At 46.8% G+C, this 11,354-nt stretch carries 7 protein-coding genes; 3 read left to right on the top strand and 4 right to left on the bottom strand.

What is annotated here, in order from left to right; translation table 11 throughout:
* A partial coding sequence (locus PHW04_13010) for a hypothetical protein (GenBank protein MDD2716806.1) occupies positions 1–1,040 on the top strand: 1,040 nt, incomplete at its 5' end.
* Position 1,041: 1 nt separating this feature from the next.
* On the opposite strand, the gene PHW04_13005 is transcribed toward PHW04_13010, so the two are convergent.
* The 4 genes from PHW04_13005 to PHW04_12990 all read right to left on the bottom strand — a co-directional run bounded on the left by PHW04_13005 (position 1,042) and on the right by PHW04_12990 (position 7,228).
* Positions 1,042–4,176, bottom strand: coding sequence for a UvrD-helicase domain-containing protein (locus PHW04_13005; protein MDD2716805.1), 3,135 nt, complete (start codon positions 4,174–4,176; stop codon positions 1,042–1,044).
* Positions 4,173–6,731, bottom strand: coding sequence for a PD-(D/E)XK nuclease family protein (locus PHW04_13000; GenBank protein MDD2716804.1), 2,559 nt, complete (start codon positions 6,729–6,731; stop codon positions 4,173–4,175). The genes PHW04_13005 and PHW04_13000 overlap by 4 nt, the downstream gene beginning before the upstream one ends.
* A gap of 85 nt (positions 6,732–6,816) precedes the next feature.
* On the bottom strand, positions 6,817–7,011 hold the full coding sequence (locus PHW04_12995; protein MDD2716803.1) for a type II toxin-antitoxin system HicA family toxin: 195 nt from the start codon (positions 7,009–7,011) through the stop codon (positions 6,817–6,819).
* Positions 7,004–7,228, bottom strand: a complete 225-nt coding sequence (locus tag PHW04_12990) for a type II toxin-antitoxin system HicB family antitoxin (GenBank protein MDD2716802.1) — start codon at positions 7,226–7,228, stop codon at positions 7,004–7,006. Before PHW04_12990 ends, PHW04_12995 begins: the two co-directional genes overlap by 8 nt.
* Before the next feature lie 166 nt (positions 7,229–7,394).
* Between PHW04_12990 and PHW04_12985 the strand changes: the two genes are divergently transcribed.
* The gene (locus tag PHW04_12985; protein ID MDD2716801.1) at positions 7,395–10,064 is read left to right on the top strand and encodes an AAA family ATPase; all 2,670 of its coding nucleotides are present in this window, start codon (positions 7,395–7,397) and stop codon (positions 10,062–10,064) included.
* The gene (locus PHW04_12980) at positions 10,057–11,307 is read left to right on the top strand and encodes a restriction endonuclease (protein ID MDD2716800.1); all 1,251 of its coding nucleotides are present in this window, start codon (positions 10,057–10,059) and stop codon (positions 11,305–11,307) included. Before PHW04_12985 ends, PHW04_12980 begins: the two co-directional genes overlap by 8 nt.
* Positions 11,308–11,354: the final 47 nt, after the last annotated feature.

Genomic DNA, 11,354 nt, shown 5'->3' with positions numbered 1-11,354 from the left:
CATCCTGCTTCAACCTGCAACAAGGGATAACAGATGGATTTTATTATGATGATTATGAAGAAAAAGGATCAGATCTTGGCCACAAAATATTTTACTCAGCAATTTTTCCTGATAACATTATCTTTATGGCCATTTTAACAGCAATGGAAAAAATCAATTTGAAATCCATCACGATTCCATTCTGCCTTGCTTTCATCTGCATGCTTCATCTGAATGTTTTATCAGCAGCGGATAAAGCTTTGGAAAGCAAGCTGGCTGATCAGATGAATGAAATAACCAGCCTGAATTCACAGCTGAACCCTGCGCTGGAAAAACTTGGCATCAGGTTGTTAGAGCGGATGATCCCCGGATACAGTGAGTTGTATGAGATGCAGGCTGTCATGGATTACCTCGACCGGATGAATGCTGATCAGCCGGATCTGCTCGGACCTTCCGACAGAAAGCGGCTGAGCAGATACCTGAACAGCATCTCAGCATCAATCAGTCAGTTCAAGGCGCATCTCGGGGAGGATAACGAGTATCTTAAGCAGGCGAATTCCTCCACCTCAGAGATGATCGAAAAAATACTGCTGAAAAGCGGAAAGGAAGCCCTGGAAAAAAAAGGTCCGAAAGGCACAATGGAAGTAGCCTACTTTGCTTTGAAAGCAGTGGGATGCACGGATAAAGTTTATGGAGTGAATGTGCATACTCCGGACACCAGGCAGGGAGTGCTGGCCTGTGCGGCTGTGACATCAGCGATTTTGAAAAAAGCCGGCAGGTTGAAAAACACGCTCATAAGCTGCGAGGGGCTCAGGGCGCATCTCACAGACAGGCTTCACTGGAATCATGTTCAGCTGCCTCAATACAAAGCCGGAGACGTGGTATTCTGGGGTGAGGGAAATGATCCGGATCATGTCGGGATCGTTGTCTGCAAGGATGTCTATGGCAACTGGTGGACTGTAGACAATTCCTCAACACGCAGGATGGTGGTCTGGCGGCCGATCCATGGAAATTACGGCAGAGTGGCGATCTGCGCTGAGCGGGATCCTGAAAACAGGTGATTCAGCAACTTGAAGGTGCTGCCTGATGCAGTGCCGTTTCCACCTTATACATCAATCCTGCCAGCGGCAGGTGTATCCACATTGAAAGTACCTTCTTCCCAGTCGCTGCCTGGATTGTCTGCTTGTAGGCTGCAAGCTGCGGTCCAAAGGAACAGATTTTGCCGGTGAGATTCTTTGCATCACCAGAAATTACTTTATGGTCTATGATCACGAATCCTGCTTCAGTCTCCAGAATAAGATCCGCAACTCCACGCAAAATGCTACCAGTTTCCAGGCGGCAAGCCAACGGCATCTCGGTGTGCTTTATAGCATCTGCGAAAGATTTGCAGATCCATTCTCTTAAGTGTTGCGCTGCTTTCGTAATCTGTTCAGGCAAGACCGCCTTATCAAGGTTATGATTCCTAATTAGATCAGCTGCGATTTTGCTCCGCAGATCGTCTGTTATGCCGGTAGAATCCACAGCAAAGAAAGCATGAAAAATCTTACCGCACAAATCAGGTTTGGCATCCTCAGGGAGTACGATAGGTTCTCCCAGCTTTAGCGTCTCAACAATTTCAGCAGGCTCCCCTTCCAGAAGTGACGGCTGAACAAAAGCAGCAGGAAACTCCTTTTGTCCTGGTTTTTTATAATCCACTCCAGGGTCTCTCTTCGTTTCCACAAATTCGGGCTCAGCACCCGTGCGTTCAGTTACTTCAACCGTGCATCCAGCCCAGCAGACTTTACCGGCAACAGGCTCTGAGATCAAAGGTTGGCCGTCGCTATCCAGCAGCTGTCCGAACAGGCCTTTGTTCAGCTTGCCGGGTCTGGCAGCCAGGATCAGATAATCCCTGGCTCTGGTGAATGCGACATACAGAACGCGCAGTTCTTCTGCTTCTTTGCGTTCGTTTGCTTCCAGGTTGAAACTGTGCTCTGCCACTTTTTCGTGAAATCGAGTTGTCTTCAAATCGCCATAAGGGGAGTCCCAGTATCTGATCCAGTGCCCTGCCAGGGGATCACTGAAATCGAATTTGCCCTTATTCTCAACTTTTACTCCAAGCCCGGGGAACTTATTCTGATGCGCTGAGTCATAGAGCACTACTACACGCCATTCCAGGCCCTTGGCTTTATGCCGGGTTGATACTGTCAACAGGTCAGCGCCAGCGATCAATGGCTTTTCGTCTTCCCCGCTCTGCTGCAGCTCTGTCAGATATTGAATAAATCCTGGAACAAGCACACCGTTTCCGGATGAAGAGAATTCACCCACATAGGCCACTGCAAGCGCGCGCAGTGCGTCCAGGTTGGCAAGCCGCCTGTCTGTATCGCCCCATTCCAGGCAAAGTTTTCTTATATCCAGGAGTTCCATGACTCTGTCAAAAACAGGAAGAACGCCTGTAATCTTGCTCACCCTGGAATCTTCTGCGATCTTCGAGACAATGGGATTCTGCATCAGGCTTGCGCCATCAGGATTCTCCAGCAGATCTTTCAGAAGCTGGTCTTCCTTGCCAGCGTAGTCGAGCAAACGGCAAAGTTCTGCAGCAGCCAGGGTATCATGGGAGTCTGCCCATAGTCTTAACCCTGCGCAAATCACCATGGATTCAAGTGTTGCACATAAGCCTGATTCAGGGATACAGGCAGGGATACCAGCGCTTTTCAAGGCCATGGCTATCTCACTGCACTCGGCATTTGTGCGGCAGAGTATGGCGATATCGCCTGGTGTCGCTTTGCGCAGTTTTTCATCCATACCACAGACTTCAGGTTCTGAAGCCAAAAATTTCTGCAGGCAGTCAGCCAGAGCCAGATAATCCTCGCCTTTATTTTTAGTATCCAGCCACCACATTTCCACTGGTGGAGGAAGTGTGACTTTGTCGCGGCCAGGTTTCAGCAGGATGCTCTCTGCTGAAAAGCCCTGCTTCTTGAGCGACCTGGTAAAGATGGAAGTATAAAGATTGACCAGTTCAGGCCTGCTCCGATAGCAGCAACTTAATGTTTCTGTTTTTCCTGCTCTTGTGATTTCATCAACCGCTGCTTCCATCAGTTGAGGGTCAGTGCCACGAAACGCATAGATGGCCTGCTTGCGGTCACCAACCCAGACACTTTCGGCAGCAAGTTCTGCCAGCCTGAGAAACACTGCGAGCTGGATCGGGCTGGTATCCTGGAACTCATCAACTAGAACCAGATCCAGGCTACCTGAAAGTCTTCTCCTGGTTTCCGGATTGGAGAGAAGCCTTAGTGCCAGCAGTTCCTGATCCCTGAAGTCAAGCGCACCCTGGGTAGCTTTTTCTTCCTGATAATTAGTCAAAGCCTTTTCTGCCATCTCAAACAGAATTGAAATCAATTCCTGCAAATCCTGTCTGAATCTAGGATTGCGGGTATGATAAGATGCTGCAATTCTAACTGGTTCAAAAGACTCTGCTGATTTTTTGCATGGACTGAGTCTAGCCAGATTCGCCCACTCAGACCAAGTCAGTTCTTTGTCTGCTCGCAGGATTTCCAGACATTTCTGCAGTTCATCGGCAACAGCCCTGGTGCCCTTTGTCTCATCCTGGATTTCTTCGAGCTGCTTAAAAAACATCTCTCCAGCCTGGATGAGCTTTTTCTCTGTCTTCTCCATAACCGTCTCTGGGAACAATTCCATCAGCGAATCAATACTTTGCCTGGCGAATGCCTGAAACTGATCTGGCTGAATATCATATGAAAGTGCTGAGTTAACAATCTGCCGTAACTTATCTCCCCATTCGATCCTGGTTCTTCCGGCTATTTCCAGAAGAGTTTCAACTTTGTCATCTTCCTGAGTGCTGCCAATGGCTCTAAGCAGCATCTCTTCAGACTTTGCTTCGTCGATCACGGTCATTTCAGGCGAAAGCCCCAGCTCAAAGGCAGAGCGCTGCACCAGCCTGCTGCAGACAGCGTTTACTGTGCCAATCAAGGCTCCTTCCATCATCAATGCTTCCCTGTTGAGCCCGGCACCGAACAGCTTGCTCCTGACACGTTCTTTCAATTCAGTTGCCGCCCGGTTGGTAAATGTGACTGCCACAATGCGCTCAGGACTGGCCTTTCCGCTTTTGATCCTGTCTTCCAGGAGCTTGCTCAGATACTCGGTTTTGCCTGTGCCTGCGCCTGCCGAAGTGATCCTGATTCGGGAAAGTATCCCGCTCATAAGGCCTCCCTGAATGAATTCCCGCAGAGAATGCCGAAGTTGCAGTAATCGCATTGCGAAGTCAGGCACAGCTCGTTTCCATTGATACGGTCTTTTTCAATGACTTCATCTTCTGTTCCATTCCCTGCGGCAATGACTTCACCTGCAGCAAGTCTCTGAAGACCGGCGTGGAAAGTTGCGGACAGAATCTGCCACATCATATCATCCGAAGGAGAAGCTGCATGTACTGCGCCCGTAAACCCTGGTCGGTTCAGGCACAGTCTCTGATCCTTAACCGAGAAATACCCGAGTACAGGAAATTTTCCTTTTTTCTCCAGCATCTTCCCGTATGCAGTCAGCTGGCAGGCAAGTCCGTCAGCCAGATGATCAGCGTAAAAGTTCAACTTGCCTGATTTGATGTCAATCACGATTTCCGGTTCCCCCAGCAAAATATCCACCCGTCCCTGCAGGTTGATTCCATCTATGATTCTGCTTACCTCGCGCTCTATCTGCTTGAGTTTCAGACCTGTCGCAGCTATGAAATCTGTCAGCACTGAAGCAGACCTGGCAATCCTGCGTCTGGTAGCAGTAAGAAGGGATTCATTTCCTTTTAGGAAAAGCTCAGCCACCAGGAATGGCGCTTCTTTGTCAAAAATCTGTTCGGCAGTCCGCTCAGCCTGTGCTGGTTTGACTACAGACTGAAGACATTTCTCTATCAGGTGATGCGCCAGATTTCCCTGCACAATCGCGAAATCCGGCAGGCCTGTACCTATACCTGCTGAAAGTCCGGCTTTATACTCCAGCACCCATTTCATCGGGCATTGAATCAGTCTGCTGATACTGTCAGGTGAATCATGTTCGCGAGGCTTGATTTCAATTCCGGGTCTGAAAGTTCTGATCGCTTCCGGCAAAGGTCGCAAATCTGCTTTAGTCATTCCTGCCTTGGATGCTAGTAAGGGACGTTCAACAGTCAATGTTTCCAGCTCAATATGCTTAATCCCCAGCATATCCCAGAGCGGATGATGACTTGTCACTTCTCCAGCTCTGTCACGCAATGGGCAGACAAAAAACAGCCGCTTTCTGCAGAGATCGATCGGCAGATGCCAGGAGTCACCATCTTGTCCGGCTATCTCCGCTGGCTGAGGAATATGCACACCTGCTTTTGTTAAATCATCTAGCTCCTGTTCAGTAAGTCCTGCGTCAAAGGGCTTTCTGACAGCATCTGCGGAAAAATTCCACCAGACGATATTGTCAGCTGGAGCCATCATTGCGCCAGGTTCTGATATCCATTCCAGGCCTGCCTGCGCCAGCCTGGCTGAAGGTTTATCAAGCATGGCTCTTGACCAGGAAAGAAGTTTGACGAGTTCGGGTTGTGAAAAGCTTTTACTGCCAGTCAGTTCAGCCAGATCTTCCAGATAGTCGCATTGGTTGATGACACGGAAATACCGGGTATCCGGAACAGAATGACTTCTATCTTTTGCCCATTCACGCACCAGGCTGCAGCGAGTTTTAATCTCAACTGCAGAAAAGTTCCCACCTTCAGCACCAGCAAGGAAAATACTTCTAAGTATGTGCTTCTGCTGTTCGGCTCTATCAGATCCCTTCTTTGAAGAAATCATATCAAGACCATTTTGAACTGCTACTTCCCATTCAGGGCTGCCTGCTGCAGGCCACTTCTGCATGGCGTCAGCCAACTTGTGTCGCAGTCCGGGGTGCAGGGGAGCATCAGGCAGAGCCAGGAATTCCATTACCCGTCGAGGTTCAGGAGGACTTTCAGCAAGCTGGAAAACCAGCGGCAATATGGAAGTAAGCGGATCATCGTCAGCTTCAGCGTTCACACCTGAAACCGGCAATCCAAAACCGGCAAGCGACGAATCCAGAATGTCGTCAGGAGTAATTATGAGGCAGGTTTCGCCTTCAGGCAGCGTGGAGATAAAGGCAGCTACATGATCAGCAGCCTGTGAAAGGGAGCATCGCAGGAGCTGGATTGTGCCATCTTTGACAATCCCATCCTTACGAGACTTAACAAGTCCCAGATCCCCGGAAGACTTCACCTGAGTATATTCGACTGAAGTAATGATAGTTCCATGATCTTTCAGGCATTCAAAGGTTTTCTTCCAGAGAGCTGGCAGATGCTCAACTGGATCATAGCAGAGGATTTCACTGATACCAGAGTTAAGAACCCTCATCCTGTCCAGCACTGCATTCAGGCGGTCAGGAGTACCCAGTGGCAGATCATGGCAGACATCCCTGAGTTCGGATAGCCGTTTACCTGCCTGTTCCCCCTTCCAGCCATGCAGCATCAGAAAATCGCGGATTCTGAGCAGGTGCCTGGCAGTTCCCAGCCTGTCGACTTCTGCAGAAGCTGAATAGAAAGCATCTTTTCCAAGATTAGAGACAAGCGCTGCAGCACGCAGAAGATCTGGTTGATACTCTCCGGAAAGTCCTAGTTTTGTTTCCAGCAGTCCGAGCAGACCACCCATGCCAACCCGGGCCACCCCGAACTCAGGTCCATCAGCAGCAGGTCCTGGCCAGGTTCTCCCGCCAAAATGCATGGAAAAATGTACTTTCAGCATCCTGCCCCTTTCCTGGCGAACTGCCGAGAATTCCTCGTTAGTTGCTTTAAGGTCCAGATCAATGGAATTTCCACCGATTCATTTCTCAGTCAGTAGTGATTTCCAGCAACTGTGTGACGATTTTGGGATGCAGGGATTTTTTCCCGTGGAATGGGATCACAAAGCGCTCTTTGCCTTTCTGATAAATTCGATGGCTACCTTTAGTACGGATCAGCACAAATCCGGCTTTCAAAAGAATGGATTCAGCCTGAGCCGCAGTTAATGAGACCTGCTTAGGCAACTTTTACTTCCAGAGATGTGGTGAGAATTTCCCGGCTGAGCAGGGTGCGTTTCTCTTCATCATCAAGCGTTTCAATGTAAAGGTCGATCGCTTCCCTGATATTGGCAAGAGCTTCTTCGACTGTGTCTCCCTGGCTGTGGCACCCTTTGAGCTCAGGGCAGAAGATGTAATATCCGGAATCATCTTTTTCGAGGATCACGCTGACTTTGTAACTCATATTGCCATCTCCAGCCGTTTTAAGCATGATATCAAAACAATCGGAATCTGCAAAGCCTTGGCTATTAAAAAGGGTAAATGAAACAATCCAATTAAAATGCTATACTATCCTCACTAATCCGGAAGCAATTCCAAGCTAAAATCGATAAAAAAAATCAGAGGTATTCATGGGCTTTACCTGGGTTCCTTTCTTCAAAGAAATGTCGGAAAAGCTTCTACCTTATCAGAATAACAGTGGAAAATTGATCGAGTTTTTGAAGAAATGTGATGTCAGCATTGGAAACACTGCAGATGAGCTGCACCTGGATATGATTGATCCTTTCACTTTCCTTTCCTTGATCATCAAACATGGCCACCAGAAACGGAGCGAAATCCTGCAAGCTCTTAGACCTCTATTGAATATCACCTCGCCACTACCCAGTGATTTCAACGGTATTCCTACTCTTGATGCCAGAAACGCCTGGCTGGGTGATCTGAAAAATACTGACCTAAAGCAAAACATCCTCAGGCTCTGGTCATTGTATTCTAAGATGCTGAAGAATGAGCCTGTTGAAGCTGATTTCAACGCAATCCTGAAGATAAAAGGCGTTGGCAAACAGATGCTCACGATCGCCATGTTCTGGGTGAAGCCTGATACTTATCTCTCGCTGGATGCCAACACGATGCCGTACCTTAAGAAACGAGGTATCGAATCTTCTTACTCTGATTTTTCGTCTTATGCAGAAATCATCAAAGCAGCCAGGGAAAAACTCCCAAACATACCTTTTTATCAAATCTCCTATGACGCATGGAGGGAAAACCAGCAACCCAGATATTGGTGCTTTAAAATCTATCCCGAATATTTTGATCATGCAGTAGAAATCAAAACATGCATCATGGGTTATGATTACAATAAGGACGATAAAGCTTCGGTTACAAGGCACTGGAAAGCCATGAAGGAAGTTAAGCCTGGCGACTTTCTGGTGATCAAGGTAGCAGAGGGCGGCACTCTTTTCTATGGAACAGCTACTGTTGCTGAGCCCAGAAAACCCGGAGATCATACAGACAGCATCTCCAGGACAGTCGATGAAAAAATTCATAAGTTTGACAACGGGATCGTCAGATTAGTTGACTCACAGGCGTTTTATCAAGATTTTACAGACAATTTTTTCAAAGACAATCCGGATTCGATGGCAGAGCGTGTGGATGTTGATGATTTGCTTATCGTTGACGGCAAGTGCGTGTCTCTCAAAGGCATCAGCAAGGAAATTAAGAAAGGATCAGTTCAGGACAGCCTGTTTGAAATAACCGAGAACTTTTACAACAAAGTGAGGGATTCTCTGATGAAAAAAGAAAACCTGGTTGATTTTGATTCTGAGGATATTCCGCAAGACAATGACGACGAGACAGCGGCAGATAATTGCACGGTTGAAGATGATATTGAAATTCTCGAAGATGATCTCAATGTCATCCTGTACGGCCCTCCCGGCACCGGAAAAACTTACAACACAGTCAACAAAGCGCTGAATATCATTAATGGCAAAGGCTATGCCAATGAAAAGAAAAAAGGCAGAAAAATTCTAAAAGCCGAATTTGACGACCTGGCGGCTAAAGGAATAATCCAGTTCATCACATTTCACCAATCATACAGCTATGAAGATTTCATCGAAGGTATCAGGCCGGATTGCGCGGATGAAGACAAAATCAAGTATTGCTACAAAGACGGAATTTTTAAGCGCATTGCCATTGAAGCCTTGTACGATCTCATGAGTCTGTCAATGAGCAAGCTGGAACAGTCGTTTGATGTGGCTTTAAGGAAAATGCAGGAAGAGTTACCGGCTGGCTCTGAAATCGGAACCATCACTGGGAACCAGTTCACGATCATCGACTATCTTGAGAACTCCATCCATATCATGCCTTCAACCAAAATCAACACCTTCCCGATATCCCTGAGTCCTCTCAGGAAACTTTATCAATGCGACAAGACAAACCCGCTCAAGAAAGCTACTGATGTATGGAAAACTCTCGGCAGATACGGCGGGCTTTCCAGCTATTATTTTGCCATTACGAAGAAATTGAGCTCATACGATGTAAAGGAATCAGAATTTACTGGTAGTGGCCCGGAATATGAAGAAAAAAAAGACAAGGTACTGGAACTTTTGAACAGCAGCGCTGAAATCAAAAACAATTCTGCCAGACCCTATGTCCTTATCATAGACGAAATCAACAGGGGAAACATTGCCAAAATATTCGGAGAGCTGATTACTCTGATCGAGCCAGACAAAAGATACGGCAGCAAAAACTGCCTGACCGTAACCCTGCCGTATTCCGGGGAAAATTTCTGCGTCCCCTCCAATCTATACATAATCGGAACCATGAACACTGCCGACAGGTCAATCGAAGCTCTGGACACAGCGCTGCGAAGAAGATTCATTTTCGAAAAATTCAGTCCAAAGCTGAATGTCCTTGAACGAAACCCAAATGTTCAAAATATGAAATCTCAGCTGGGGATCGACCTGGTCAAGCTTCTCAAAATGATCAATGAAAGAATTGCTGTCCTGTATGACAAGGATCACAGGATCGGGCATTCGTTTTTTTTGAACATGGTCAGCCTCAATGATTTAGTCTCTACTTTCGAAAATAAGATAATGCCGCTCCTGCAGGAATACTTCTATTCCGATCTTGGTAAAATCCGCCTGATTCTTGGGGACGCTTTTGTCAAAATTTCTGAAAATCAGGTCTCTTTTAAATGCGAACAAGACGACGACCGGATCGATGAACTGAAGGAGAAAAAAAGATTCTATTTCACACGCAACAAAGACTGGACCACAGAGGACTTCATCTCGATTTATGAATAAGACCTTTCAGAAATACGAATATCAGCGGATTGCCGTAAATGAACGCAACTCAGACGGTTTTCAGTTCAATGAGCGCCATTATGCTGCTTTGTGCAAATTCAACGAAAGAAATGAAGGCAAGTTTTTCGAAATAGAATACAGGAAAATCCGCTTTACAAACTATGTCGGGCTTTTGCAGGTCGGAGACTGCACAATCGAAGTCCTGCCAAAAATTGACCGTCTAACCCAGGATGAAGAAAAGCCCAAGTGGAGATCCGCGCTGATCAGGATGCTGAAGCTCTGCCGCAAGCTTCAACTTGAAAGTACTACTGAATCAAGAGCTTCGCTACAGAATGAGACATTGTTTGAAATCTACATCAACGAATACCTGAATGAAATGGAAAGACTTGTCAGAGAGGGTTTGACGAAAAAATACCGGCTGATACAGGATAATGTTCCTTTCTGCAAAGGCAAGCTCATGCTGGACAGGCAATTGAGGGAAAACCTAGTCCACAAAGAGCGGTTCTGCGTTGAATACGACACTTATGACTTTGACAATCCGTTCAATCAGATCCTTTACGCTGCGCTACAGATCCTGAAAACTTTCCCTGTAGCTCCGAAATTTACGGACAGGATCGGCAGGCTCGAATTCCAACTGCCTGAAATCACTCTGAAAAAAATCACAGCCGAAGATTTCCAGAAGCTGCCGATTGACAGGAAAACCGAAAAATACAAATACGCCCTGACCCTCGCCAGGCTGATCATTATGGAATACACGCCTGACATCAAGGCAGGATCTGAAAACATTCTGGCCATACTCTTTGAAATGGAAAAACTTTTTGAGGAGTTTGTTTATCGCTTGCTATATCGTTACAAGGAATCCGACTGGGAAGTAACAGCGCAAACATCCAGGAAATTCTGGAAAACTGACAACTGCACAAAACACATCCGGCCGGACATTTTGTTGAAGTATTCCGGGAAAAACCTGATCATTGACACAAAATGGAAAGTCCCAAAACAAGGAATTGCATCTGATGACGATCTCAAGCAGATGTATGCTTACAATCAGTTTTATGACGCTGAGCATTCTATTCTGCTGTATCCAAAACTGGAGAAATCAGTAAAAGGCCGCTTCTGCAAAGAAAACCAGAATCACGCATGCAGCATGGAAGGAGTACAGCTTTATTTTAATGGCTCTGGAACAAAGTTGGATCTTCTGAAAACAGGGGATGAGCTAAAAAAAATTGTAAGCAACTATTTGTAAAACTTCCAGGAGTACGAGGTAGTTGACTTGCACTACAAATCTTAAAG

It is taken from the genome of Candidatus Wallbacteria bacterium, from assembly GCA_028687545.1.
Lineage (GTDB): Bacteria > Muiribacteriota > JAQTZZ01 > JAQTZZ01 > JAQTZZ01 > JAQTZZ01.
The sequence above is the reverse complement of the archived record's forward strand: the minus strand, read 5'-3'. Positions and strand labels throughout refer to the sequence as shown.

What these genes read in the sequence shown, in the direction of transcription:
- PHW04_13005 (MDD2716805.1), bottom strand. Translation starts at nt 4,176, where the DNA reads ATGAGCGGGATACTTTCCCGAATCAGGATCACTTCGGCAGGCGCAGGC.
- PHW04_12990 (MDD2716802.1), bottom strand. Translation starts at nt 7,228, where the DNA reads ATGAGTTACAAAGTCAGCGTGATCCTCGAAAAAGATGATTCCGGATAT.
- PHW04_12985 (MDD2716801.1), top strand. Translation starts at nt 7,395, where the DNA reads ATGGGCTTTACCTGGGTTCCTTTCTTCAAAGAAATGTCGGAAAAGCTT.
- PHW04_12980 (MDD2716800.1), top strand. Translation starts at nt 10,057, where the DNA reads ATGAATAAGACCTTTCAGAAATACGAATATCAGCGGATTGCCGTAAAT.
- PHW04_13000 (MDD2716804.1), bottom strand. Translation starts at nt 6,731, where the DNA reads ATGCTGAAAGTACATTTTTCCATGCATTTTGGCGGGAGAACCTGGCCA.